Origin of the sequence: Nocardia sp. NPDC058244 (assembly GCF_042882065.1) — a bacterium.
In the GTDB taxonomy this organism is placed as follows: domain Bacteria; phylum Actinomycetota; class Actinomycetes; order Mycobacteriales; family Mycobacteriaceae; genus Nocardia.
Genome location: NZ_JBHVWX010000015.1, coordinates 79,261 through 105,887 on the forward strand (window position 1 = coordinate 79,261; position 26,627 = coordinate 105,887).

The window sequence follows — 26,627 nt, forward strand, 5'->3', positions numbered from 1 at the left end:
CCGCACCACACGAACCGCCGGTGACGTCCGGGCCAATTCGGGCGATGCCGCCGAAGGCCTACGTTCCCCGGCCGGATCGGTCCGGCCGTGCTCGCAGGGTTTCAGGCGGGCTCGAGCACCGGCCCGGCCTCGGTGGCGGTGGCCGCCGGTTCGTGGCCGGGGAGCCCGGTGGCGACGAGGGCGCCGAGCCCGAGCACCGCGACCACCAGGACCCACACGGCGGTGGCCGAGGCGTGCGCCGCGAGCACGCCCGCCGCCAGCGCGCCGACACTCCCGCAGATCCGCAGGGCGAGCGACTGGACCGACAGGACGGTGGCGCGTTCCCCGGCCGTCGCGGCGCGGTGGGTCAGCGTGTCCAGCAACGGTTCCGGTGCTCCGAGCGCGAGGTAGACGCCCACATAACCGGCGGCGACCACCAGCAGCATGGGGGTGCCCAGCGCGGCGACGGCGACCGCGGTCAGCACCAGCGCGAGGACGACCGTGCGCCGGACGGAGCCGAGCAGCCGCGTCAGTGTGGGCGAGGCCGCCGATCCGGCCGCCATCGCGAAGCCGCCGAGCGCGGTGAAGACGGCGAAGGCGCCGACGGCCCGGCTGTCCCCACCGAGGCTCGCCGCGATCTGCAACGGCGCGAGCAATTCGACCGCCGCCAGCACGACGCCGATGACCCCGCACAGCACGGTGATGCGGCGCAGCACACCGACGCGGGCGCAGGTGTCGATGCCGACCCGCACCGTGCACGGGATATCGGCGAGCACCGCGCGGAGATCGGCGCGCGGACGGCGGACGGTCTCCCCGACCCAGGCCAGCTGGACCACGATCCGGACCACGATGACGCCCGCGGCCGCGAGATAGGGCAGCGAGAGCGCGAGCACCGGCCCAGCCGACGGCAGCGGGACCAACGCCGCCAGCGCGCCACCGGCCAGCGCACCCACGGCGAGGGCGATCGACCCGGCGGTGCGGCCGTGCGCGAACGCGGACGTGAGATCCGTGTCCTCGTCCACGGCGTGCACGGCGTCGACGTACCAGGCCTGCAGCGGCCCGGAGTCCAGCGCCCGGCCCGCGGCCTCGAGCAGGATCCCGGCGGCGAGGACGAGCACACCGGTGCCGATCCCGAGCGAGATCGTCGACACCAGGAACAGCAGGGAGGCGGCGATCAGCACCGGGCGCCTGCCGACGACGTCGGCGAGCCCGCCGGTCGGCAGTTCGAGGGCGGCGGCGGTCAGACCGTAGGCCGCGAGCAGGGCGCCCATCGTCGCCATGTCGATCCCACGCGCGGCCAGCAGCAGGATGAGCACCGGGGCGCAGAGCCCGGTCGGCAGCCAGCCGAGGACGTTCAGCACCACGTAGCGTCGGGTGAGGGTCGGGATGGTCGCGGTCACGCGATGGCCTCCGGGCGGGAGTCGAGGACGGTGGTCGGGAGCGCGCCGGGGCGCTTGCTGAAGCGATTGCGGTGCCAGCGCACGTCGGTGACGGGAACGGCGAGCCGCAGCTCGGACAGGCGCGGGAGCAGCACCCCGAGCAGGACCTGCGCCTGCTTGCGGGCCAGGGTGGCGCCGGGGCAGTAGTGCGGGCCGTGTCCGAAGGCCAGATGCTTGGCGTCGGCGCGGGTCGGATCGAGGCGATCGGGATGGTCGAAGCGGTCCGGGTCGCGATTGGCGGCGACCAGATCCACCACGACGGCGCTGCCCGCCGGGATGACGATGTCACCGATCGGCACGTCGTCCAGGGCGAACCTGGTCCAGGTGCCCTGGGTGGGGGTGAGGTAGCGGAACAGCTCCTCGACGGCCGCCGGCAGCGATTCCGGCCGCCGGGCCAGCGCGCACTGGAGCCGGGGCGCCATCAGGAGGGTGAAGACGGACATGCTGACGAAGCTGACCGTCGTCTCGTAGCCGGCGACGATCATCAGCGCGGCCGTGCCGACGGCTTCGGCGTCCGAGAGCCGGCCCGCGGCTCTGGCCGCGGCGAGCTCACTGCTCAGATCATCGGTGGGCTGCTCGGCCCTGGTGGCCAGCAGCGCGGCCAGGTAGGTGTCCAGGGCGGCGGTGCCCGGCTCGCTGACCTCGGGATCGGGCATGGTCGACGCCTCGGCCCACGCGAGCACTCGGTCACGGTCGGCGTCGGGGACCCCGAGCAGGTCGCAGGTCACGGAGAACACCAGCGGAAGCACGAACTCGGCGACCAGGTCGCCGCCGCCGCGCGCGAGGAGCGCGTCGAGCAGGCCGGTGGCCCGCCCCCGCATGCGCTCGACGGGGTCGTCGTAGCGGCGCGGCGTGAGCGTCGGCGCCACCGCGCGCCGGAGCCGGGTGTGCCGCGCCCCGTCGCACATCTGCATGCTCGTGCTGTGGCGCTGCGTCGCCGCGGGCTGCGCGGCGATATCCGCGTGCCGGTCCGCACCGTTGGCCGGATCATTCGACATCCGCCGGTCCGCGAGCAGCTGGAGCGCGGCGTCGTATCCCGTGACGAGATATCGGTTGTCCGCCAGCGCGCGGACAGATTCGATAGGTCTGACGCTCAAAGGAATTCCTGCCTTCACGGTCTGGGGGCGAAGCCGAGTACCTCGCCCCCGGCGACGGCCGAACGGACGATCAGTACCGGTAGGCGTAGATGTGCGAGGACCGATCGGCATCGTCAGCGGGGAGCGCGAAGAGTGCCTCGAGCGCGTCCAGCTCGCGAGCGATTTCGGTGTCGAGGAGTTCGATGGTGGTGTGCATTTCTTTGTTCCCTTTCTTCGTTTCCGTCGCCGTGTGCGTCGGTACATAAAGTCTCGGGAATTACCGCGCCTCCGAATAGAAACCCTGGGGTGCGGAATTAATCACCCCCGCTCCTGACCTCGGAATTGCGGAATGCGTTAACCCGGCGGCGACCGGCCACGATCGCGCCGGTGGCCGCGCTGGTCCCGACGCCCTACGCGCGCGCCCACCCACGAGGAGGTCGGCAAGCCCCGGGGGTCAGGGCTACGACACGCTGGATTGCCGTGTCTACTAAGGGCATTCGATCGGCGCCGGGTCGCCCACGAACACCGCGGACCTCTGGATCCGGGTCGAGACGACCGACGGCACCCAGCATCGACGACGAATACCTCTTCGACGTACTCGATGGAAATCTCTCGGTGCTGGTCGTGCTCATCTCAGGCGGAAATAGCGGCGAAATGCTCCGCCCCCGACGCTCCCGTGCGGTACGCCGGGGGCGGCACCGACCGCCCGTTCGTCAGCGGGCGCCTGCGGTGGCCGGGGCCGTGAAGGTGCCGATGAGGGCGGTGTCGTGGGTGGCGGCGCGGAAGCGGGGGTGGTCGAGGATGTCGTGCAGGAAGTCGGTGGTGGTGGCGACACCGGTACCGGTGATGGTGGTCTCGGCCAGCGCACGGCGCATCCGGGCGATGGCGGCGGGGCGGTCGGGGGCCCAGACGACGACCTTGGCGAGCAGCGAATCGTAGTGCGGGGGAATCGCATAGCCCGGCCGGACATGGGTGTCGACCCGCACGAACTGACCGCCGGGCAGCGCGCACTCGACGAGAGTGCCCGCCGCCGGGGCGAATTCGCGTTCCGGGTCCTCGGCGTTGATCCGGCACTCGATCGAGACCCCGCGCGGGCGCAGGTCGGCCGGCAGGGCCAGCGGTTCGCCCGCCGCGATGCGCAGCTGCTCGGCGACCAGGTCGACGCCGGTGACCATCTCGGTGACCGGATGCTCCACCTGCAACCGGCAGTTGACCTCCATGAAGTAGAACTGCTCGTCGGGGCCGAGCAGGAACTCCACGGTGCCGGCGCCGACATAGCCCGCCGCCGCGCAGCCGCGCACGGCCGCGGCGCCGATCCGCTCGGCGAGCTCGGCGGACAGGCCGGGGGCCGGGGATTCCTCCACCAGTTTCTGGTGCCTGCGCTGCAGCGAGCAGTCGCGCAGGCCCAGGTGCGCGACGGTGCCGTGGGTGTCGGCGAGGATCTGCACCTCGACGTGCCTGGCCGATTCCAGATAGCGCTCCAGGTAGAGCCTGCCGTCGCCGAAGACCGCGGCGGCCGAGGCCCTGGTGTGCTGCCAGGCGGCGCCGAAATCGTCACCGTCGCGCACCACCCGCATGCCGCGGCCACCGCCACCGGCGACGGCCTTGATGATCACCGGGTAGCCGATCTCCTCGGCCAGCGCCCTGGCCGCGTCGGCATCGTCGATCGGATCGCGGCTGCCGGGCAGCAGCGGCAGACCCGCGCCGGCCATCAGTGCCCTGGCCGTGGACTTGTCGCCCAGCCGCGCCATGACGGCGGGCGGCGCGCCGATGAAGACGAAGCCCTCCGCCTCGCACACCTCGGCGAAATCCGGGTCCTCGGAGAGGAATCCGTAGCCGGGGTGGATGGCGTCGGCGCCGGTGGCGCGGGCCGCCTCGATGATCGCGGGGATCGACAGATAGCTGCGTTTGGCCGGGGCCGGGCCGATCTGCACACGCTCGTCGGCCAGGCGCACCGCCGCCGAGTCCCGGTCGGCGGCCGAGTGCACCGCCACGGTCGCGATGCCGAGTTCCCGGCAGGTGCGGATCACCCGGACCGCGATCTCGCCGCGATTGGCGATCAGCACCTTGCGCAGCGCGCGGGTCACCGCAGCGCCTCGAACACGATCAGCGGCTGGCCGTGCTCCACGGCGTCACCGTTGTCGACGAGCAGTTCGACGACCACGCCCTCCTTGGTCGCGGTGACCGGGATCATCAGCTTCATCGCCTCGATGATGCCGACCTGCTGACCGGCCCGGACCGGGTCACCGGCCGAAACAAACGGCGCCGCACCGGGTTCCGGCGACCGGTAGAACACGCCGACGGTCTCGGCGGTCAGCGTGAAGGTGTTCGCGGCCGCGGCGGCATCGGCCCGCGCGGCCGGAGCGGGGGCGGGTGCCGCGGCGACCGGGGTGACGAGCGCGAGGCGGCCCGCCGTGTCGGTCCCGCCGTCGTGGCCTGCGGCGGGCGCCGAGGCCGGGCGGTCGTCCCAGGTGATGCGCAACAGCACGGGGCCGTTGGCGACGGTCACCGAGGTCGGGGCCGACGCGGTGGCGCGCACGGACATCGCGTACCGGGTGAGCACCGCGAGGCTGTGATCGGCGTCGGTGGCGCTCACCGCGCGCTGGGTGGATTCGCTGGTCGCGGACTCGGACATCGGGTCTCCTGGCTCTCGGTGCGGGCGAGTCGAAGGGTCGGGCCGGTCGGTGCCGACCGGGAGCTGCAGGCCGTGCCGCAGCACCGACAGCGGGTTGCGGATCAGGAAGTCGGCCATCGGTTCTCCGAGCTCTCGGGCCGGGCCAGGCCGTAGGCCCGGAACCGGCGGTGGCGCTGGGCCAGCAGGTCGGCGGTCGGCCAGGCGCGCAATTCGTGCACGGCCTGGCGCACCGCGCGCCGCAGCAGCGCGGCGGCGCCGACGGGGTCGCGGTCGGCCCCGCCCTGCGGCTCGGGAACGACCGCGTCGGCGATGCCCAGTTCCAGCAGCGCGGCCGCCTCCACGCGCAGGGCCGCGGCCGCGCGGGGTGCGGCGGCCGGGTCCTTCCACAGGATGGCGGCGCAGCCTTCGGGGCTGATCACCGAGTAGACCGCGTTCTCGCACACCAGCACCCGGTCGGCCAGCGCGAGCGCGAGCGCTCCCCCGCTGCCGCCCTCGCCGGTGATCACGGTGACCACCGGAACGGGCAGGCCCGCCAGCAGTTTCAGCGATTCCGCGATGGCGACGGCCTGGCCCTGCTCCTCCGCCTCGATGCCGGGATAGGCGCCCGCGGTGTCGACCAGCGCGACGACCGGACGGCCGAGCTTGGCGGCCAGCCGCAGCACCCGGGCGGCCTTGCGGTACCCCGCCGGCGTCGGCATGCCGTAGTTGCGTTCGGTCAATTCGGCGCCGGTGTGGCCCTTCTGGGTCCCGAGCACCACGACCGGCAGGCCGTCGAGCCGGGCCAGGCCCGCGATCATGGCCGGGCAGTCGGCCGACATCCGGTCGCCGTGCAGTTCAACGAAATCGTCGAAGGCCGACGCCAGGTAGTCCAGGGTGGTCGGCCTGCCGAGCTGGCGGGCCGCGCGCACGCAGTCCCAGGAGCCGCGCGCGGCGAGCACGGCCGGGTCGGTGATGACGGCGTCGTCGTCCCCGGGTTCGGTGCGGCGCAGCGGGCGGGTGGTCATCGCGACCAGGCGCGACAGCCGGGCACGCAATGCCGAACGGTGGCAGATCATGTCCACGATGCCGTGCTCGAGCAGGAACTCGGCGGTCTGGAAGCCCTCGGGCAGGGTCTGGCCGATGGTCTGCGCGATCACCCGCGGGCCCGCGAAGCCGAGGCGCGCACCGGGTTCGGCGATGATGATGTCGGTGGAGGTGGCGAAGGAGGCGGCCACGCCACCGTAGGTCGGGTCGGTGATGATCGAGACGGTCAGCACGCCCGCGTCGTCGAGGCGGCGCAGCGCGCGGCTGGTCTTGGCCATCTGCATGAGCGCGAGAATGCCCTCCTGCATCCGCGCGCCACCGGAGGCGGTGACGATCACCAGCGGCGCGCGATCGGCCAGCGCCGCCTCGGCGGCGGCGGTGACCGCCTCGCCGACCGCGCTGCCGAGACTGCCGCCGAGGAAGCGGAAGTCCATGACCGCCAGCACGATCGGCGTTCCGTCGACGGTGCCGCGCACGCAGCGGATCGCCTCGGGCAGACCGGTCGCCCGGCGCGCCTGCTCGGCCCGCTCCGGGTAGGGCTTGGTGTCGACGAAGCCGAGCGGATCGGTGACGGTCGCCGCGGTGGCGATCGGCCGGGCCGAATCCTCGTCCAGGAGCAGATCGATGCGCTGATCGGCGGTGAGCATGCCGTGGTCGTCGCATTCGGGGCAGACCCGTTCGGCGCGGTCGTAGCGTTTGACGTAGATCACCGCCTGGCACGCCGGGCACAGCATCCAGGCGGTGCCGGTGGTGGCGGTTCCGGTCTCGACGATGGTCATCGGTCCTCCAGCGGGCGTGGGACGTAGCGGGCACTGGCCGCGGGCAGCCGGACCCCCGCGGTCCGCAGCTGGGCGACGCGGGTCAGGTAGGCGGCGCCGACCATGAGCTGGCCCGCGATATCGGCGACGGCGCGGTTCTCCGGCGCGGCCAGGTAGGTGCCCGCCGCCCAGGTGTTGAAGGCGCCCATCGCGGGTCCGCACCAGATCTGGTAGTCGGCGACCCGGTCGGCCTCGCCGCGGATGCTCCAGCCCGAGGACAGGCCGAGGTACCAGCGGAACACCAGCGCCATCTTCGCCTTCGGGTCCTGTTCGGCGCCGGCGAGCTGGGCCGGGTCGCGTTCGGTGAAGTACCGCACGCACTCCTGCCACACCTCGTCGAGCGGCCTGCGGAACAGCGTGGACTCGAGCTCGGCGCGCAGCGTCGCGGGCAGGGCGTCGAGACCGTCGTAGGCGCGGTAGGTGTCGTAGAGCCGCTGGGCTCTGGCGGCGAACATGGTGCCGCGCCGCAGCACCTGGACCTGCACGCCGAGCTCGAACATGTCCGAGGACGGCGACATGGCGCAGTCGGCGAATTCGGCCCGGGCCAGCAGGGTCTTGGTGGCGCCGCACTGCGCCGCCTCGACGGCCGACTGGTTGACCGAGCCGGTCACCACGTAGTCGGCGCCGAGCCCGAAGGCCGCCGCGACGGCGTCGGGGGTGCCGATGCCGCCCGCGGCGCCGATGCGCACCCGGTCGGCCCCGGCGACGCCGGCGGCCAGGCGATCCCGGGCCGCGATCAGTTCGGGCAGCAGGACCGTGAGCGGCCTGCGGTCGGTGTGGCCGCCGGAATCGGCCTCGGCGGTGATGTCGTCGGCCATCGGCACCCGTTCGGCCAGGCGGGCCTGCTCGGCGGTGATCCGGCCCGCCGCGACGAGCTCGCTCAGCAGCCGGGCGGGCGCGGGCCGCAGGAACAGCTCGGCCACCTCGACCCGGGACACCTTGGCGATCACCCGGTGCCCGATCACGATGCCGCCCTGCCGGTCGACCGCGAGCCCGGCGGCGCGGTAGCGCACCACCTCCGCGGTGAGATCCATGAAGGCCGAGGCCTCCACGCAGCGCACGCCGTGGCGCAGGCAGGCGTCGATGATGGCGCGTTCCAGCGCGGGTTCGCTGGGACTGTGGATGAGGTTGCAGGCGAACGGTGCTCCGCCCAGGTCCCCGGCCAGCTCGCCCAGCGCCGCGTCGACCGCGGCGGGCGGGACACCCGCCGCGCCGTAGGCGGCCAGATAGCCGTTGCGCGCCATGGCCTTCACCAGGGCGGGCGAGGCGATGCCGTTGGCCATCGCGCCCGCGGCGTAGGCCGCGCGGACACCGTGGGCCGCGCGGAACGCGCTGTCGCCGAGGCGTTCCGGCGGCAGCGGGGCGACGGCGGCGAGCACCTGGGCCCCGGCCGCCACGGCCTGGTCGGCGGTGGCGCCGACCCGGCCGTCGGCGCGGACGATCCAGACAGGGGCGTCCAGATCGAGCAGCAGCGCGGTGATCTCCTCGGCGGTGCTCGCCACCGCGGCGGTGCGCATCGTGGTCATCACGCTCCCCGATCGACGAGTTCGACGGCCAGATCGGTGACTTCGTAGATCCGCAGGCCCGGCTTCCACAGCGAGCCCTCGACCACCGCGGTCACGCCGCGCGGACCGCGGCGCAGCTCCTTGATGTGCGCTTCGAGTTCGACGGTGCCGTCGGTGGGCAGGAACTGGCCGCGGTAGCGCCAGCTGAACGCGATGTCGGCCGGGATGCGGAACACCGGGTCGGTCATGCCCGCGGTGTGGCCCGCGTCGACGAGCCATTCCTGGACGGCGTGGATCACCGACTCCACCCCGAGCGAGCCGGGGATGACCGGGTCGAGGTGGAAGTGGCGGGCGAAGAACCAGTCGTCGGGGTCGATGGCGCGCAGCGAATGCAGGTATCCCGCACCGTGTTTCCCGCCGCCGTCGACCACCTCGACGCGGTCGATCAGGGTCAGGGCGCGGCGCGAGCACAGCGGCGCGGACGGGTCGGCGCGGCGGGCGGCCACGTCGATCGTGCGGACCTGGGCCCCCGGGTTCTCGGCCAGCCAGGACGGGGCGGGACGGCCCGCGTCCAGGCCGGTCTGGTTGGCCAGGGCCTCGTCGCTGAAGTAGCCGAACATGGTCTCGCCGGCGTAGAACGGCTCGCCGTCGACGCTGAGCGTGTAATCGAAGGTCTGCAGCGAGGATCCGGGCAGGATCGTCGTCGACAGCATCCGCGAGGACTGCTCGATCGTGCGGTCGCGCAGGTCGACCTGTCGCAGCACGGTGGCCGTGCCGCCGAGATTGCGCAGGCTCAGGGTCACGCCCGGCTGGGTCAGGGTGGGCCCGGCGTAGTAGCCCATCAGGAGCGCGGCCTGGAGCGAGGTCTCCATGTAGACGAAGTGCGGCATGGAGTCGTTGGCCGTGTCGGCGTAGTACCAGGAGTCGGCGGGCGAGTCGTACTCGGTGGTGTAGGACGCGGTATCGAGAGTGCCACGGGCACCGTCGAAATCGCGGACCCGGTCGACCAGCAGCAGGCCGCCGGTGGGCAGGCGGGTCGCGCGCACGCCGGTGTATTCCGCGAACTCCGGGCCCATCGCGATCGCCTGGTCACCGCGGGCCAGGTGCGTCATGTGGAACTCGTTGAGCAGCAGGCTCGGGACAGCCTGCCCGGGGCCGACGCCCGCACCCGCGGGCTCGGCCACGGTGACCCGCACGGCCACGCTCGGCTCGCCGCCGGCGAAGCTCGCGGTGGCGGCGACATGCGGGCGGGGTACGAGATCCAGGCCGGTGACGACGAGCTCCACCGTGCCCCGGTTCGCACCGGACACGGCCGGGGTCGCCCCGGTCAGCGTGCTGCCCGACAGGCCCAAGTGCATGCCGGTGAACAGGGCGAACACCTCGGCCGCCTGGCGCGCGGCCGCGCCGGGCGCCCCGTCGTAGCGGGCGACGACACGTCCGTCGCCGGTCCCGCCGTAGAGCTCGATCGACTCGATCTCGGTGAGTACCAAGGGTTCTCCGGCGGCCAGTCGTGCGGCCTGCACGACGCCGTCACGCTGGTGGCCGGGCCCGAAGACCTCGGCGACCGCACCCTGCGCCAGCAATTCCAGTGCCGCGCGGTCGAGCTGGGTCCGCCCGGTGCGTGCCAACGGCTTGAACGCGCCCTCCCTGGCGACAATCCCCGCGACAGCCGAGGTCATCGGCAGGTGGTCGCCGGTTACGGCCTGCCCGTTGCCCGGGAACCGAGCCGACTCGGCTGCCGAGCCGCGGCTGCCGGTCAGTGCCGCCCCATCGCCGGCCGGGTGCGCCGCGTCCGGTGCGCCGAACGTGGCACGGCTGGTGTGGGAGGTCGCGGTGCCGCTGGTGAGGGCGAGCTGTCGGCCACCGGCCGCGGTGTCGGCGGCCGTCCCCGTGGCGCACTCCCACAGCGCCCGCTGGAGCGCGACCTGCGCGCCGAGCGCGGCGCGGTGGGCGGCGACGAGGCCGGTGCGCAGCTCGCCGATCGGGCCGAGGCCCGAATCGGTGACCGGCGCAGCGGAGTACCGCACGATCTCGGAGGTGGGCGCGGGCGGCGCTGCCTGCGCGGTGGGCGTCGGGGCCTGCGGGACCGGGCGGGCGTCTACCGTGCCGACCGGGTCGAAGGCGATGCCGTCGAAATCGAGGACTGTCATCGGGTCCACTCCCTCACCGAGGTCTGGAACTTCTCCGTCAGATCGGGCGTCGTGAGGACGGTGACGTCCGAGAACCGCTGCAGCACTGTGCCGTCGGTGGCCAGCGCGGTCGCGTCGATGCGGGCTTCGAGCCGCCCGGCGCGCGGGTTGTCGACCACCAGGACGAACGGTTCGGTGGTCGGCAGCGGGTGGTGATAGTCGATCCGGCCGACGCCCAGCGGCAGGCAGGCCGCACCGAGCAGGCGGTGGCCGAGCACCGGCGGGCCCTGAAGGATCAGGTCGGCGGCGACCGGATCGTGCAGGCGGCCCGCGTAGGCGCCGTCGGCGACCGGGCCGGTGGGCAGGAAGCACTCCAGCACGATCGCGGTGTCGCTCTCGGACCGGAGGGCGCGCAGGCCCTGCAACGCCGGTGCGTGGAACTGCACGGCGTCGGTGTAGATCCGCTGGGCATCGGTGCCGGGACCGGCCACGATCGCCTGGTTGCCGGCCGCCTCCGGTCCCGCCGCGAGCAGCAGGGTCGCCCGGAAGTGGGCGGCCTTGTCGCCGAAGACGGTGGCGCGCACCGTGGTACGGCCGTCGACATCGGCGACCGGTTCGAGCTCGAGCTCCAGCGCGGTGACCGGATGATCGAACACCAGCCCCTTGAGCACCTGGTAGTCGCGGACCCCGATCACGGTGCGGCCCGGCCTGGTCCGCTCCGCGAGATTGATCATCGCGCCGAGCCCGAAGGTCGCGGGCAGCACGATGTGCTCCCCGATCCGGTGCGCGGCGATCACTGGTTCGTCGACCAGCCCGGTGACGTCGCGACGGGCCCGCACCGGCGCCGCCGGGCGTTCGCCCGTCGACAGCGCGGTGGCCGCGCCGACCAGCAGGACCGGTTCGGGCCTGCGCGCGGTGGTGAACTGCGTGGTGAACGCGGCGGCGCCGGCGGCGGGGGCCAGCAGCGGGATCCCACGCGCGCGGAAGTACTCGCGCAGGTCGTCGGTCACCATGCCGCCGTCCCAGGCGCCCCAGTCCAGCGCGGTGACGCGATGGCCGGGATGCCTGCGCCGCCAGCTCACCGCGAAGCGGCACAGCGCCTCGTTCGCGGCGGCGTAGTCGGCCTGCCCGGTGTTGCCGAACAGCCCGGCCACCGAGGTGAACAGCACCAGGTCCCTCGGCTCGCCCACCGCGGCCAGCACGGCGGCGAGGCCACCGAGCTTGGGGCGCAGCACGCGGCCGATCGAGTCGGCCGTCTTGTCCGGGATCAGGGAGTCGGCCAGCACACCGGCCCCGTGCACGACGCCGGTGACGGTGTCGCGCCACGGCGCGAGCGCTGCGGCGAGTGCGTCCGCGTCGGTGGCATCGACGGCCAGGTATTCGGCGCGATCACCGAGCGTGTCCAGGGTGGACCGGATTTCGCGGATCGCGCGGATCTCCCCACACGCCCGATCGATGTCCTTCGGCTTCACCCCGGTGCCCGCCAGCGCCCGAACCGCGGCGGGCTTGAGATCACCGTCGGCGATCCCGGTGGCCCAGGCCGGCTCGTCGGTGAGCTGGGTGCGGCCGAGCAGGACGAACCGCGCGGCGCTGTGCTCGGCGAGGGCGAGCACGCAGGTGGCGGTGACACCCCTGGCCCCGCCGGTGACCAGCAGGACGTCGTCGGCGGTCAGCACCGACGGCGCGAACTCCGCCGCGGCGCTGACGATCTCGGTGGTGGTGGCGGCCCGGTGTCCGCTCGGCACCGGGGTGCGGCGGCGGCCGGAGCCGTCGACGCCCACCTCGACGGTGTCGATCGCCGCGTCGCACAGTTCCTCGAGCACGATCTGCGCCACCCGTCCCGGCGTCGCCGCGGGGGCGATGTCGAGCGCCCGGCAGAACACGCCGGGTTCCTCGGCGGCCAGGGTCTTCACCAGACCGCCGAGGCCGCCGAGCAGCGCGGGCACCGGCTCGGCGTCACCGAGCAGGCCCAGGTGCCCGTCGAGCCGGGTGACGGTGACATAGCCCGCCCTGGCCGTCGCCCCGCGCAGCGCGGGCAGCACCCGGCCGGTGACCAGGATCGCCTCGGTCAGGATGCGTTCGGCCTGCGCCCATTCCGACGCCACGCCCGCCACGACCACGCACACGTCCGCCGGTCCGGTCACGGCGTCGGCCGCGCCGACCCGCTGGACGGTCCAGCTGCGTTCGCGCAGTGCCTCTTCGATCGCCTCGCCGTCGGTTTCGGCGGAGTCGTCCAGGCAGACCACCAGTGCGCGACCCGCCGGGCGATACGGGTCGACCGCGAGATCGACCGGCGCCAGCTCGACGAGTTCGACGACGTGCCGCGGCGTTTCGGCCGCGGCCTCAGCTTTTGGGTGGACATCACCCCCGGCCAGCTCGGCCACGATCTGATCCAGTGAACGGAGGGTGCCGAGTTGCTCGGGTCCGAGGCTGGGCAGGTTCGGAAACCGTTCCTGCAGTGCGCCGATCACCTGGACCCGCTTGATCGAGTCCACGCCCAGATCCGCTTCCAGGTCCATGGTCGGATCGACCATCTCGACCGGGTAACCGGTTTTGTCGGCGACGACTTCCCGCAGCGCCTGCCGCAGGGTGTCGGCGGTGGCGGCACCGTCGGCCGGGGCCGCCTCGGCGGTGGCGGGCGCCGCGGTGGCGGGCGCCGCGGTGGCGGGCGCGGCGGTGGGGGCGCTGTCCGCGGTGGCGAGCAGGTCCGCGATCTGATCCAGCGTGCGCAGGGTGCCCAGCTGCTCGGGGCCGAGGCTGGGTAGCGACGGGAAGCGTTCCTGCAGCGCGCCGATGACCTGCACGCGCTTGATCGAGTCGACGCCGAGGTCGGCCTCCAGATCCATGGTGGGGTCGACCATCTCGACCGGGTAGCCGGTCTTGTCGGCCACGACCTCGCGCAGCGCGGCGCGCACGGCGTCACCGGTGATCGCACCGGCGGGCGCGGCGGCCTGCGGCGCGACAGCGGCGGGCTGGGCGACCACCGCGGCGGCCTGCGGCGCGGCGGCGGCCGGAACCGGCTGGGCGGCACCACCATTCGTCGCCGGAGCGGCCGGGGCGGCGTGCCCGTTGGTCGGCGCGGGAGCCGGAGCCGCGATCGCGGGAACGGCGGGCGCGGCGGTGATCGCCCGCGGGGCAGGGCGGGTGGCGGCCACGGTGCGGGTGCCGGAGACCGGCGCGCCGCCCTCGAGCTCGGCCAGCTGCGCCAGCACGTCGCTGGCCCGCGAGTGGCTTTCGCTGATGGCGATGCCGTGGTCCTTCACCGCCTCGATGGCGCGCAGGGTGTTCTCGTCGAGCGTGCCGTTGCTCAGCGCGCCCGCGAGGCCGCGGGCCAGGTCGAGCTGTCCGTCCAGGTACTGCCGGTGCGTGTCGAGGTGCTGCACCAGGGCGGTGTCGAGCGTGTCGGCCGTCCGGTACTCGGACGGGCCGGGGGCGGGGATGGTCACGAGCTGTTCCTCCACGATCGGTGGCACCACAGGCTGGTGCGGGGACGCGGGCACCTCGAGGTGCACGCGGTAGCCGTCGGACAGGGCCGCGGCGTAGGCCTCGCGACGGCTGTCGGGCACGTATTCGGGGGCCGACAGGGTGACGGTCATGCGATTGCCGGCGGCGGCGGGCCGCTGGTCCTCGGTCGCGGCATAGCGGTTGATACCGGTGATCTCGACGCCGAGGACGGCCAGGCGCACCGCGGCGCGCTTGAGGGCGACGTCGCCGTTGCCGATGGGGCCGGTGTCGGTGGCGAAGGCGATCACGTCGTCGCCGAGGGTGCGGCGCACCAGCGAGGTGAGTACCTGCTTGGGGCCGCATTCGACGAAGACGGTGCAGCCGTCGGCGCGCATGGCGCGCAGCGCGTCGACGAACTCGACCGGCTGGCTGAGCTGGGCGGTGAGCGTCGCCCGGTTGGCGGCCACGTCGGCGCCGTAGGACGCGCCCGCGGTGTCGGCGTAGACCGGAGCGTCGGGCTCGGTGATGTCGACCTCGGCCACGGCGGCACCGAATTCGGTGACCGCGTGCGCGACGTAGGGCGTGTGGAACGCGGCGGCCACCGGCAGATCCCGGGTGGCCCAGCCCTTCTCGGCGCTGCGCGCGGTGAACGCGGCGATCCCCGCAGGCCCACCGCCGACCACGATCTGGTCGGGGGCGTTGTGGTTGCAGATCCACACATCGTCGAGATCGGCCAGCACCGCGGCGACGTCCTCGCGCGGTGCGTTGACGGCCACCATGGTGCCCGCCTCGGCGTCGTCGGCGACGGTCATCGCCTCGCCCCTGGCCCGGGCCAGGGCGAAGAAGTCCTCGGTGCTCAGCGCGCCCGAGGCCCACAGCGCGGTCAGTTCGCCGAAGCTGTGGCCGAGGTAGCCGTGCGCCCGCAGACCGAACTCGGTCAGCACGCGGAACTGGCCCGCGGCGAGCGCACCGATCGCGGGCTGCGCGAATTCGGTACGGCGCAGGGCGGTTTCCTGGTCGGCGCGCGCCTGCTCGGTGAACGCGGGCGGCGGGAAGACCACCGCGCCGACGCGCCGCGCGGCACCGGCGAAGGCGGCGTTGGCGGCGTCGAAGGCCGCGCCGACGGGCGGGTTGTTGAGCGCGGTGTCCAGGCCCATGTCCACGTACTGGCTGCCCTGGCCCGCGAACAGCACGCCGACCTTCGGCGCGGGCAGCGCGGCGGCGCGGAAGTAGACGCCCTCGGGGTGATCCCAGTGCGCCGCTTCGGGATTGCGCACCATCTCGTCGACGGCCAGCGCGCGCAGATCGGCGGCGGTGTCGGCGTCGACGGAGACGAAACCGATCCGCGCGTGGCCGGCGGGGATGTCGCCGCCGTCGGTGCCGGGGGTACTGCGCACCACGTCGATCAGGCCCGCCACGTCCGGCGCGTGCCACAGGTGGGCCCGCGGCACGCGGTGCAGCACCGGGCCGCGCTCGCCGTCGGCCTCCTCGAGCACGAGGTGGAAGTTGGTGCCGCCGAAGCCCATCGCCGAGGCGGCAGCCCGGCGCACCGGACGCTGCGGGTCGCGCACCCACGGCCGGGTCCTGGTGTTGACGTAGAACGGGGTCGCCGTCGCGTCGACCTCGCTGTTGGGCGCGTCGACATTGATCGTCGAGGGCAGGACCTTCTGGTGCAGGGCGAGCGCGAGTTTCATCACGCCCGCGGTGCCCGCGGCGCCCTTGGTGTGCCCGATCTGCGACTTCACGCTGCCCAGCGCGGCGAACCCGGTCTCCGAACTGGCATCGGCGAGCAGGCCTTTGAGCGCGGTCAGCTCGGTCTTGTCGCCGACCGCGGTGCCGGTGGCGTGCGCCTCGATCAGCTCCACGTCGGCGGGTGAGCACTCGGCGTCGGCGTAGGCGCGCTCCAGCGCCACCCGCTGACCGGCGGCGACCGGGGCGTAGATGCTCTTGGCCCGGCCGTCGCTGGAGGACCCGAGACCGCGGATCACCGCGTAGATCCGGTTGCCGTCGCGGCGCGCGTCGGCGAGCCTGCGCAGCGCCAGCATGGTGATGCCCTCACCCAGCAGGGTGCCGTCGGCCTCGGCGGAGAACGGGCTGATCCGGCCGCTCGGCGACAGCGCGCCGACCTTGCTGAAGCACAGGTAGATGAAGATCGAGTTCTCGGTGTCGACGCCACCGGTGATCATCATGTCGGCGCGGCCGTCCTGCAGCTCGGCGATCGCGGTGCGGATGGCGGCCAGCGAGGCCGCGCACGCCGCGTCGACGGTGCAGTTGATGCCGCCGAGGCCGAGCCGGTTGGCCACCCGGCCCGCCACCACATTGGCGAGCAGACCGGGGAAGGAGTTCTCCTCCCACGGCGCGAAGGCGGCCACGAACCGGCGCGAGATCTCCGCGACGTCGCTGTCGGACAGGCCGACCGAGCGGGCCGCCTCCTCGAGCACGGGGGTGGACAGGCGCGCGGCCAGCGGATGCATCAGCGGCACCGGGCCGGTGGTGCCCAGCACCACGCCGGTGCGCGCCGGGTCGTACCACTGCGAGCCGGTCGCGCCCGCGTCGACGAGCAGATCCCGCGCGACTCCCAGGCTCAGGGTCTGCATGGTGCTGGTGACCTCGAGCTGGTTCGGCGGCATGCCGAACTCCAGCGGGTCGAACTCCACGTCGGGCAGGAACGCGCCACGGCGCGAATAGGTCTTGTCCGCCACCGTGCGGTCGGCGTCGTAGTAGTCGTCCAGGCTCCAGCGCGACGCGGGCACCTCGGAGGTGCAGTCGACGCCGTCGATGATGTTCTGCCAGTACTCGCGGTGGGTATGTGCCTTGGGCAGCAGACCCGACATCCCGACGATGGCGATCGGGTCGCGGGCCAGACGTCGTTCGTCCGTCACGTAATTTCCTCTCGAAAACGGGCAGTCGCGAAACTCAAGCGGCGACAGTGGTGGCGGTGGTCGACGAGATCAGTTCGGCCGCGGTGGCGGCGAAAAGGCGGTGACCCGCCGGACTGGGGTGCAGACCGTCGGCGGTCCACACCTCCGGCCGGGCCCAGTCGGGGTGCGCCGCGATATCCAGCAGCAGGGTGCCCGTGTCGGCGGTGACGCGGGCGAGTACCTCGTTGGCGACGGCGAACCGCTCGCGCAGCAGCGCGCGGAAGCCGTCGGGGACGGGCAGCCGGGCGGGGATGTCGGGGTAGGTCGCCGTGAACACGGTGGCCTTGCCCGCCCGCAAGGTGGTGAAGATGGTGTGCAGGTTGTCGGCGAAACGAGCCTCGTCGTACGCGCTGACCAGGTCGTTCACGCCGACAACCACACCGTAGAGGCCGGCCCGCGCGCTCGTCGCCGCCGCCAGCTGACCCGCGACGACATCACCGGTGGTGGCGCCGTGGGTGCCGAAGTTGCGAATCGTGGCGGGGCGCAGGCCGAGCTGGCCGCCCAGCCGCGACACCCAGCCCCGGTAGCCGCCCGCCGCGGCCGGGTCGCCCCGGCCTTCCACGAAGCTGTCGCCGAGCGCCGTCAGGCCGGCCGCGATCATGCCGAGACTCCGGTATTCACCACATGCCGGTCGGCGACGGGGAAGTTCACCTCTTCGTAGAGCGCGGCCAGCTCCTCCTCGCCGAAGAACTTGTCCGGCGGGTACAGCCCGGCGATCAGACCGAAGAACTTCTTCGAGTAGTGCTCGCTGCGGCTCGCCGCGCGGAACACCGAGTCGTAGTACGGCGTGAGGGTGAGGTCGGAGATCGACTGGGTCAGCTCGTAGGTGCTGGCGCTCTGGGCATCGCGCTCGCGCTGGTACTCCGGCATGGTCTCGGAGAACGGACGTGCGCCCGAGAGGCTTTCGTGCACCAGGTCGGCCAGCAGCTGGCTGTACTTGAAGGCGTCGGTGATGCCCCAGCCGGTGAACGGGTCCTTGTGGTAGCCGGCGTCGCCGACCAGGGCCCAGCCGGGACCGAAGGACTGGCGCCGGTAGTTGTCCGGGTACAGCATCGGCCGGAACGGCTCGACCCGCTTGCCGGTGTCGCGCAGGCGCGCGCCGATCTCCGGGTCGACCTGGTCGACGATCTCCTGCAGGCCGGCGTCGGGATCGGTGCGGAAGTCGCGGAAACGGTCGCGCTTGCGCATGACCGCGACCAGCGCCAGGCCGTCGTTGGTCGGCCAGGAGGCGAACTGCTGCTCACCGAAACCGGTGCGGTGGTGCATGCCCCAGTCGACGCCCTCGTAGTACGAGTAGTAGACGAAGCAGGCCGCGGGCGAGCCCTCGTAGGTGGCCGCGCCGACCTCCTTGGCGACGATCGAGTTCGAACCGTCCGCGCCGACAACCAGTTTCGCGCGGAACTCCTGCTCGGGGCCCTCGCCGACCCGGCCGCGGATGCCGGCGACCCGGTCGCCGTCACGCAGCAGCCCGGTGACGGTGAAGCCCTCGATCAGCTCGGCGCCGGACTCCCCCGCCGCGTCGACCAGGATCTTGTCGAGCACGGTGCGGCGCGGGCAGTACACGGCGTCGATGCCGTCGGCCGACGGGTCGGCCATGCCCGGGATCTCGATGTCGGTGTAGGTGAAGTTGAGGTGGCGGATCGGCGGGCAGCCGGTGGCCACGACGGTGTCGAGCAGACCCCAGGACTTCAGAAAGCCGAGGCCGGCCTGGTGGATGTAGTGCGTGGACGGGGTGTCGCTGGGAAAGGTCGCGCGATCCACGGCGAGCACCCGGTAACCCTGACGGGCCAGCAGCATGGCCAGGGGCGAGCCCGCGACCCGGGTTCCGACGACGATGACGTCATACATGATGTGATCACTTTCGGTGGTCGAATTCCGATTTCGAGTCTGTCGCCGGTGTATTGCGGAAACCACTGCTGGCCACCGCAATTCATCGGCCGATCGGTCCCGGCTATCGTCGGCGGGACGGCGGGGGGAATTTCGCGTCGCGTTACCCGCGCGACACGTACAGCTGATTTATGTCCGCGGAATAGGTGTCGGCGATCGCGGCTCTGCGCAATTTCAGCGACGAGGTGAGCAGGCCGGCGTCGACGGTGAAATCGCCGTCGACGACGCGGAATGCGCGAATGGATTCCGCGCGCGACACCAGGGAATTGGCGTCGTCGACGGCGGCCTGGATCTCGGTGGCGGGGTCGGTGTCGGGGTGGTCGATCTGCCACTTGGCGGCGCGGTCGGCGTCGAGGGTGACCAGCGCGGTCACGAACGGACGCCCGTCACCGACGACCATGCAGTTGCTGACCAGCGGGTGCAGCCGGATCCGGTCCTCGAGCAGGGTCGGGGCGACGTTCTTGCCGCCCGAGGTCACCAGGATCTCCTTCTTGCGCCCGGTGATCCGCAGGTGGCCGTCGTCGAGTTCGCCGATGTCGCCGGTGTGCAGCCAGCCCTCCGCGTCGACGGGCCGCTGATCGGCCGCAGCGCCCCAGTACCCCGGCGAGACGTGCGGGCCGCGGACCAGCACCTCACCGTCGTCGCCGATGCCGACCTCGGTGCCGGGAATCGGGCGCCCGACGGTGCCGAGCCGGTTGGTCTCCGGCGCGCTGACGGTGACCGCGGTGGCCGCCTCGGTCAGGCCGTAGCAGTTCAGGATCACCACGCCGACACCGGCGTAGAAGCCCGCCGTGGTGTCGTCGAGGGACGCGCCGCCGGAGATCACATGGCGCAACTGCCCACCGAAGGCGGCCGCCACGGCGTCGTCGGCCGGGGTCGGCGCCGCCCCCTCGGCCAGCACCGCGAGTCCGCGGTCGACCGCCGCCGCCTCCTGCTCCTCGGTGAGCAGGGCGCGGGTGTGCTTGCGGATCTTCTCCAGCGCGTAGGGCACCAGCGCCAGGAAGGTGGGACGCAGCCGGGACAGGGCGGGCACCAGGTCGGGCACGCCGGGCAGCAGGTGGGTGCGGCTGCCGCCGTAGAGGCAGGCGAACAGGATGGTCTGACCGAACACGTGCGAGAGCGGCAGCGCCAGCGCGGTCGTACCATCGAACAGCGTGCCGGTCTGGCGGGCGGTGTTCGCTGCGGTGACGTACATGTTGCGGTGGCTGATCATGCAGCCCTTGGCCAGACCGGTGGTGCCGCTGGTGTAGACGATCATCGCCAGGTCACCGGCGCCGACCGCGGCGAGCCGCGCGTTGAGCTCGGGGTGCTCGGCGCCCCGGGTGGACCACGCGCCGAGTTCGTCGAAGGACCAGACCTCGCCGTCGGCGCCCGCCGAGGTCAGCCGGACCGCGTCGTCGGCGGTCTCGGCCGCGAAGAAGCGGCTGCCGCTGTCGCGCAGGATGTGTTCGATCTGGGCCGGCGAGGAGGTCGGGTACACCGGCACGATCACCGCGCCGATCGCGACGGCGGCGCAGTCGAGCAGCGCCCACTCCAGGCTCGTGCGGCCGAGCACGGCCACGCGGTCGCCCGCGGCCACCGCTCGGTCGAGCAGGGCCGAGGCGAGCGCGCGGACGCGGGTGTCGAGGTCGCCGGTGGTCAGCTGGGTTCCGTCGACGGCACACAGGGAATGGCGCGCGGGGTCACGCCGTGCCGCTTCGGAAACAATCTCATACAGACTGGAACTATCGGATGGAACGAATCCGTTCGCGGTGACAGACACTGTGTTCACGAATTGAATTCTTCACGGCGGCAACCATTCCCGTCGCCGCCGCCATCGCTGTTCCTACCGTGCGAGAGTCATGTCCTATCGACGGGTTCACGCCGACAATGCCCGGACATCATCTATCTGTGCCGATTCGATGCATTCCAGGAACAGCGACACGGCGGGGTTCGGCTCGTCGGCACGCCACACCGCGTGCAAATCCAGCGTCGGCACCGGATCGAACAATTTCACCGCCACCGAGCTGCTGCCCGCCACACCCATTCCCATCGAAATCGCCCGCGGTAGCGAGGCGAACCCGACCAGTGGACGGACCGAGACCATGTGCGCGGTCGCGCCGGGGTCGTCGGCCGAATGCGTGACATTGAGCGAGATCCTGGTCTCGGCGGCCGAGCGCAGGATCGTGTCGTACATCGCGGGACACTGCTCGCGCGCGAACAGCACACAGTCCTGACTCTGTAATTCGGCGAACGGCACTCCCGGCCGGTCCGCCCACCGATGTCGGCGGCCGACGACGGCCACCAGCGGAACCCGGTGTAGCAGACGGCGATACCGGAAGTCCGCGGTACTGGGGTGACCGTAGACCAGGGCCAGATCGAGTGAGCCGTCGGCGAGGCCGGCCAGCTGGGGCCCGGTCCGCTTCTCCCACAGCGACACCACGATGTCGGGGTGTCGTTCGGTCATCCTGGTCAGTGCCTCCGGCAGCACGTGCCTGCTGGCGGGCAGGTTGTAGCCGATATTGAGACTGCCAGCGCGACCTTCGGCGGTCGCCTTGGCCGCCTGGGCGGCGCGGTCGAGCTGGGCGACGATCTGGCGGGCCTGGAGTTCGAACTCCCGTCCCGCCGGGGTCAGCCGCACCTCATGGGAGTTGCGGGCGACCAGTTGGACGCCGAGCGATTTCTCCAGCTTCTGCAGCTGGGCACTGAGACTTGGTTGGGTCAGATGGAGGCGCTGCGCTGCGCGACCGAAATGCAACTCTTCGGCGATGGTGATGAACGAAACGAGGTGTCGGAATTCCATGACGCCGGGCTCCTTCCGAGTACCACCACGCTATCGAGGCCGGATAACCCGTGATGAATACCGATCGCCCAGAAGTCGCCGTGCGCGTTGCCGGTGGGTGAACCCGCCCCGGACACGGCGTGGCCGACCCGGCGCGCCGCGGACCGGCACCGAAACACCAGGCGCGCCAGGGCCTGCCACGGAACCGCTCACTCTACCGCGCCGTGGCGGCCTTGCGGAAGGTGTGCGCGCTTGCCCAGTACTCAGGACTCCGGCCCGTTGACGACCGCGTAGGCGAAGCCGTCCCAGCCCTTCGAGCCGACCGTCTGCAGCACCGTCGCGTCCAGGCTCGGCTCGGCGGCGAGCAGTTCGACCAGTTCGCGGCTGGCGCGCACGTTGGGATCCTCGGACTGCTCGTCGGCCAGCCCGCCGCGGCGCACCACATTGTCGACGATGACCACCGAGCCGGGCCGGGTCAGCCGCAGCGCCCACTGCACGTAGTTGGCGTTGTTGATCTTGTCCGCGTCGATGAACACCAGGTCGAACGGCTCGGTCATGTCCTCGGCGACCTCGGGCAGCGTGTCCAGCGCGGCACCGACCCGGATGTCCACCCTGGCCCCGACCCCGGCCCGGTCCAGATTCTCCCGCGCGACCTTGGCGTGGCGCGGTTCGAACTCGAGGGTGACCACGGTGCCGTCGTCGCCGACCGCCCTGGCCAGCCATTCGGTGCTGTACCCGCCGAGGGTGCCGATCTCGAGGATCCGGCGCGCGCCCGCCGACCGGGCCAGCAGGTGCAGGAACTTGCCCTGCGGGGGCGAGACGTCGATCGCGGGCAGTCCGGCCTCGGCGTTCGCGGCGAGGGCGGGCGCGCCGTCGTCGCCCACCAGCGCGTCCACGATATAGCGATCGACACCGGCCCAGTCGTTGTCCGTCATGGGCGCCAGTGTGCCACCATCGGCGGCCACCGGCGCGGACTCGAGCCCGCGCTGCGCCGGATGTCCCACTCCCGCAGGCCCGCTCGGCGACCGGACCGAATCACCGTCCACCGCTCGGCGCGCCGCCCGCCGTTGGGCCGACCCGGGGTTCCCGGCGTGCGGTAACAGTGTTACCGTTCGGTCGGCCGCTGCGACGTGACGTGCGTCATGATCTACCCCCGCCGCGGCTCAGGACACAGCCGCAGCGGTGCGGCGGTGGCATCGATGGGAGTGGTATGCAGCAAGCACGATCGCTGGCGCGCCGGGCGGCGGTGACCGCACTGGCCTGCCTGGCCGCGGTGGCCGGATCCGGGGTGGTCGGCACGCAGGTGGCGGCGGAGCCGGTCAGCGCGTTCTACGTGCCGCCCGCGGAGATCCCGCAGACCCCGGGCGCGATCGTGAAGACCCAGCCGATGACGATCCTGGCCACCCCGCCGACCGCGGCGGGCTGGCCGACCCAGGCCCAGCACGTGATGTACACCAGCCGGTTGCAGGACGGCTCCCCCGTCGCCGTCTCCGGCACCTACATCGAGCCGAAGAACCCGTGGCAGGGCGCGGGCCCGCGGCCGACCGTGGTCATCGGCCCCGGCACCTCCGGCCAGGGCGACCGGTGCGCGATGTCGGTGGCGTTCTCGACCGGCGTCTCGGTGACCGCCGACCCGCTGGGGCTCTCGGCGAACCAGGAGCTGCCGTCCTCGGCGGTGTGGAGCGCGCTCGGCGCGCGGGTGCTGATCACCGACTACATCGGCCTCGGCACCCCCGGCATCCACACCTACGCCAACCGGTTCGAAAGCGGCCACGCGATCCTCGACGGCGCCCGCGCCGCCAACGCGCTCGCCGGGGTCGGCCCCGAGACGCCGCTGGTGCTGTGGGGCTACTCGCAGGGCGGCGGTGCCACCGCCGCGGCCGCGGAGATGGCGCCCAGCTACGCGCCGGAGCTGAATCTCAAGGGAACCTGGGCCGGTGGACCGGTCGCCGATCTGTCGGCCATCCTGACCCGCATCGACGGCGCCCTGATCGGCGGCGCGATCGGCTTCGCGGTCAACGGCATGCTCGCCCGCTACCCCGAACTCCAGCAGGCCGTCGATCGGGTGACCAGCCCGCAGGGCCGGGCGAAGCTCGCGACCCTGAGCGACTCGTGCGTCGCCGACCTGATCACCTATCACCCGTTCATGAAGACGAATTCACTGACCGTGGACGGGCGTTCGCTCACCGAGCACCTCGCCGAGCTGCCGGAGGCCGCTCCGGTGCTCGCGGAACTGCGCATCGGCAGCACCGCGCCCACCACCCCGGTGCTGATCACCAGCGGCCGCAACGACGACACCGTCCCCTACGGCCAGGCCCGCCGCCTCGCCGAGGACTGGTGCGGCCAGGGCGCCACGGTCACCTTCCGCACCAACGAACTGCCGCCGATCCTGCCCGGCACGACCATCCCGAACCACTTCGGTCCGGAACTGATCGACGGCTTCGGTCCCGACAACGCGGTGACCTACCTGCTCGACCGGCTTGCCGACAAGCCGGTCGGCGGCTGCTCGTTCGACTGAGCGCCGCACGGCACCGGGGGCCCGCAACGGCGCGGGCCCCCGGTGTCGTCTCCGGACTCAGAACAGGAAGTAGCGCTGGGCCATCGGCAGTTCGGTGGCCGGTTCCTCGGTCCACACCTCGCCGTCGACGCGGACGGTGAAGGTGTCGGGGTCGACCTCGATCCGCGGCATCGCGTCGTTGCGCGGCATGTCGGCCTTGGTGACCCGGCGGACGTTTTTGACCGGCGCCAGCTTCCGGCGCACGTCGAGCCGGTTCGCCAGGCCGTCGTCGATGGCCTGCTCGGAGACGAAGTGCAGTGAGGTGGCCGCCGCGGCGGGGGCCGCGGCACCGAACATCGGGCGCGGCAGCACCGGCTGCGGCGTGGGGATGGAGGCGTTGGCGTCGCCCATCGCGGCCCAGGCGATCATGCCGCCCTTGAGGACCGCGTGCGGGCGCACCCCGAAGAACGCGGGCTCCCACAGCACCAGATCGGCCAGTTTGCCGACCTCCACCGAGCCGATCTCGTCGTCGAGCCCGTGCGCGACCGCCGGGCAGATGGTGTATTTCGCGATGTAGCGCTGCACCCGGGCGTTGTCGGCCGCGCCGTCGCCGGACAGGGCACCGCGGCGGCGTTTCATCACGTGCGCGGTCTGCCAGGTACGCATGACCACCTCGCCGATGCGGCCCATGGCCTGGGAGTCCGAGCCGATCATCGAGATGGCGCCCAGGTCGTGCAGCAGGTCCTCGGCGGCGATGGTGGACGGGCGGATCCGCGATTCGGCGAAGGCCAGGTCCTCGGGGATCGACGGGCTCAGGTGGTGACAGACCATGAGCATGTCGAGGTGCTCGTCGAGGGTGTTGACGGTGTGCGGCCGGGTCGGGTTGGTGGAACTGGGCAGCACGTTCAGATACGAAGCGACGGTGATGATGTCGGGCGCGTGCCCGCCGCCCGCGCCCTCGGTGTGGTAGGCGTGGATGCCACGCCCGGCGATGGCGGCCAGGGTGTCCTCGACGAACCCGGCTTCGTTCAGGGTGTCCGAGTGCAGCGCCACCTGCACGCCCGCCGCGTCGGCGACGGTGAGGCAGGCGTCGATGGCGGCGGGCGTGGAACCCCAGTCCTCGTGCAGCTTGAAACCCGAAGCGCCGGCGCGCAACTGCTCCCACATGGATTCCTGGCTGACCGTGTTGCCCTTGCCGAGCAGCACGATGTTCATCGGCCAGTGGTCGAGTGCCTCCAGCATCCGGGCCAGGTGCCAGGAGCCGGGGGTGACGGTGGTGGCCTTGGAGCCCTCGGCCGGGCCGGTGCCGCCGCCGATGAGCGTGGTGATGCCGCCGCCGAGCGCCTCGTCCAGCAGCTGCGGACAGATGAAGTGCACGTGACAGTCGATGGCGCCCGCGGTGAGGATGCGGCCGTTGCCCGCGATGATCTCCGTCGACGGGCCGACGACCAGGTCCGGGTGCACACCCGACATGGTGTCGGGGTTGCCCGCCTTGCCGATACCGCAGACGCGGCCGTCGCGGATGCCGACGTCGGCCTTGATGATGCCCCAGTGATCGATGATCACCACGCCGGTGATGACGGTGTCGGGAGCGCCGTCGGCGCGGGTGGCGCGGGACTGGCCCATCGATTCGCGCAGCACCTTGCCGCCGCCGAAGACGGCTTCCTCACCGGCGAGACCCGGTCCGCCGCTGCGGTCCTCGGTGATCTCGATGATCAGGTCGGTGTCGGCGAGCCGGATGCGGTCGCCGGTGGTCGGCCCGAACAGTTCGGCGTAGCGGGCGCGGCTCAGTTCGGTCATCGGTTCTCTCCCGAAGAGGTCGTGGACTCACGCATCGAGGCGGCCCGGCGGGTTCGCGCTGATCCCGTACACCTCGCGGGTGCCGGCGATCGGCACCAGCGAGACCCGTTGCGGCAGACCGGGTTCGAAGCGGACCGCGGTGCCTGCGGGGATGTCGAGGCGGTGGCCGTGCGCGGCCGCGCGGTCGAAGTCCAGGGCGGCGTTGGCCTGTGGGAAGTGGACGTGGCTGCCGACTTGGACGGGGCGGTCGCCGGTGTTGACGACGTCGAGTTCGACGCGCACGGCGCCCGCGTTGAGTTCGATCGTGCCCTCGGCACAGAGGTATTCACCGGGAATCATGGGCGTCGCCTATCCGATCGGGTGGTGCACGGTGACGAGTTTGGTGCCGTCGGGGAAGGTCGCCTCGACCTGCACGTCGTGGATCATCTCCGGAACGCCGGCCATGACGTCGTCACGAGTGAGCACCGAGCGCCCCGAGGACATCAGCTCGGCCACGGTCCGCCCGTCCCTGGCGCCTTCGAGCACATGATCGGTGATCAGCGCGACCGCCTCGGGGTGGTTGAGCTTGAGTCCCCGCGCCTGCCTGCGGCGGGCCAGTTCGGCCGCGTAGCTCAAGAGCAGCCGTTCCTGCTCGTGCGGCGACAGGCGCATCGGGTCTCCTCACGGATCGTGGTCAGGTGTCCGACATTCTGACACGCCCGACGCGCCCCTGC

Annotated in this window: 18 protein-coding genes; 1 reads left to right on the plus strand and 17 read right to left on the minus strand. The window is 72.3% G+C overall.

Annotated elements, in window-relative coordinates:
- Nucleotides 1-101: 101 nt before the first annotated feature.
- The 14 genes from ACFVW6_RS33470 to ACFVW6_RS33535 all read right to left on the minus strand — a co-directional run bounded on the left by ACFVW6_RS33470 (nt 102) and on the right by ACFVW6_RS33535 (nt 22,552).
- On the minus strand, nt 102-1,379 hold the full coding sequence (locus ACFVW6_RS33470) for an MFS transporter (RefSeq protein ID WP_378830256.1): 1,278 nt from the start codon (nt 1,377-1,379) through the stop codon (nt 102-104).
- Nucleotides 1,376-2,515 (minus strand): cytochrome P450, encoded by a 1,140-nt coding sequence (locus ACFVW6_RS33475; RefSeq protein WP_378830254.1) that lies wholly within the window; start codon nt 2,513-2,515, stop codon nt 1,376-1,378. The genes ACFVW6_RS33470 and ACFVW6_RS33475 overlap by 4 nt, the downstream gene beginning before the upstream one ends.
- A gap of 70 nt (nt 2,516-2,585) precedes the next feature.
- Nucleotides 2,586-2,711, minus strand: coding sequence for a hypothetical protein (locus tag ACFVW6_RS33480; protein WP_355275822.1), 126 nt, complete (start codon nt 2,709-2,711; stop codon nt 2,586-2,588).
- A 496-nt stretch (nt 2,712-3,207) separates the two neighbouring features.
- Nucleotides 3,208-4,581, minus strand: coding sequence for an acetyl/propionyl/methylcrotonyl-CoA carboxylase subunit alpha (locus tag ACFVW6_RS33485; protein WP_378830253.1), 1,374 nt, complete (start codon nt 4,579-4,581; stop codon nt 3,208-3,210).
- Nucleotides 4,578-5,246, minus strand: coding sequence for an acetyl-CoA carboxylase biotin carboxyl carrier protein (locus ACFVW6_RS33490; RefSeq protein WP_378830252.1), 669 nt, complete (start codon nt 5,244-5,246; stop codon nt 4,578-4,580). Before ACFVW6_RS33490 ends, ACFVW6_RS33485 begins: the two co-directional genes overlap by 4 nt.
- Nucleotides 5,231-6,931: an acetyl-CoA carboxylase, carboxyltransferase subunit beta gene (accD, locus tag ACFVW6_RS33495; RefSeq protein ID WP_378830251.1), complete on the minus strand. Its 1,701-nt coding sequence runs from the start codon at nt 6,929-6,931 to the stop codon at nt 5,231-5,233. Before accD ends, ACFVW6_RS33490 begins: the two co-directional genes overlap by 16 nt.
- A complete protein-coding gene (locus ACFVW6_RS33500) occupies nt 6,928-8,496 on the minus strand; it encodes a PfaD family polyunsaturated fatty acid/polyketide biosynthesis protein (RefSeq protein WP_378830249.1) in 1,569 nt (522 codons plus the stop codon). Before ACFVW6_RS33500 ends, accD begins: the two co-directional genes overlap by 4 nt.
- The gene (locus ACFVW6_RS33505; RefSeq protein WP_378830248.1) at nt 8,496-10,625 is read right to left on the minus strand and encodes a beta-hydroxydecanoyl-ACP dehydratase; all 2,130 of its coding nucleotides are present in this window, start codon (nt 10,623-10,625) and stop codon (nt 8,496-8,498) included. The genes ACFVW6_RS33500 and ACFVW6_RS33505 overlap by 1 nt, the downstream gene beginning before the upstream one ends.
- Nucleotides 10,622-16,930: a beta-ketoacyl synthase N-terminal-like domain-containing protein gene (locus tag ACFVW6_RS33510; protein ID WP_378830246.1), complete on the minus strand. Its 6,309-nt coding sequence runs from the start codon at nt 16,928-16,930 to the stop codon at nt 10,622-10,624. Before ACFVW6_RS33510 ends, ACFVW6_RS33505 begins: the two co-directional genes overlap by 4 nt.
- A gap of 34 nt (nt 16,931-16,964) precedes the next feature.
- Nucleotides 16,965-17,570 (minus strand): SGNH/GDSL hydrolase family protein, encoded by a 606-nt coding sequence (locus ACFVW6_RS33515; protein ID WP_355275837.1) that lies wholly within the window; start codon nt 17,568-17,570, stop codon nt 16,965-16,967.
- Nucleotides 17,567-18,817: an NAD(P)/FAD-dependent oxidoreductase gene (locus ACFVW6_RS33520; protein WP_378830245.1), complete on the minus strand. Its 1,251-nt coding sequence runs from the start codon at nt 18,815-18,817 to the stop codon at nt 17,567-17,569. Before ACFVW6_RS33520 ends, ACFVW6_RS33515 begins: the two co-directional genes overlap by 4 nt.
- Nucleotides 18,818-18,959: 142 nt before the next feature.
- Complete coding sequence (locus ACFVW6_RS33525; protein ID WP_378830244.1) at nt 18,960-20,627, minus strand: AMP-dependent synthetase/ligase; 1,668 nt, start codon at nt 20,625-20,627, stop codon at nt 18,960-18,962.
- Between the two features lie 87 nt (nt 20,628-20,714).
- The gene (locus ACFVW6_RS33530) at nt 20,715-21,638 is read right to left on the minus strand and encodes a LysR substrate-binding domain-containing protein (RefSeq protein WP_355275843.1); all 924 of its coding nucleotides are present in this window, start codon (nt 21,636-21,638) and stop codon (nt 20,715-20,717) included.
- 242 nt (nt 21,639-21,880) lie between these two features.
- Nucleotides 21,881-22,552 carry an O-methyltransferase gene (locus ACFVW6_RS33535; protein WP_378830242.1) on the minus strand — a complete coding sequence of 224 codons (672 nt, stop codon included), beginning with the start codon at nt 22,550-22,552 and terminating at the stop codon, nt 21,881-21,883.
- Between the two features lie 275 nt (nt 22,553-22,827).
- Here ACFVW6_RS33535 and ACFVW6_RS33540 point away from each other — a divergent pair, with 275 nt between their 5' ends.
- The gene (locus ACFVW6_RS33540) at nt 22,828-24,135 is read left to right on the plus strand and encodes a lipase family protein (RefSeq protein WP_355275846.1); all 1,308 of its coding nucleotides are present in this window, start codon (nt 22,828-22,830) and stop codon (nt 24,133-24,135) included.
- Nucleotides 24,136-24,192: 57 nt separating this feature from the next.
- On the opposite strand, the gene ACFVW6_RS33545 is transcribed toward ACFVW6_RS33540, so the two are convergent.
- Genes ACFVW6_RS33545 through ACFVW6_RS33555 form a run of 3 tightly spaced genes read right to left on the minus strand, consistent with a single transcriptional unit; the run spans nt 24,193 to nt 26,565 of the window.
- A complete protein-coding gene (locus tag ACFVW6_RS33545) occupies nt 24,193-25,914 on the minus strand; it encodes an urease subunit alpha (RefSeq protein ID WP_355275848.1) in 1,722 nt (573 codons plus the stop codon).
- A gap of 27 nt (nt 25,915-25,941) precedes the next feature.
- The gene (locus ACFVW6_RS33550) at nt 25,942-26,253 is read right to left on the minus strand and encodes an urease subunit beta (protein WP_355275850.1); all 312 of its coding nucleotides are present in this window, start codon (nt 26,251-26,253) and stop codon (nt 25,942-25,944) included.
- 9 nt (nt 26,254-26,262) lie between these two features.
- Nucleotides 26,263-26,565 (minus strand): urease subunit gamma, encoded by a 303-nt coding sequence (locus ACFVW6_RS33555; protein WP_110035401.1) that lies wholly within the window; start codon nt 26,563-26,565, stop codon nt 26,263-26,265.
- Nucleotides 26,566-26,627 lie beyond the last annotated feature (62 nt).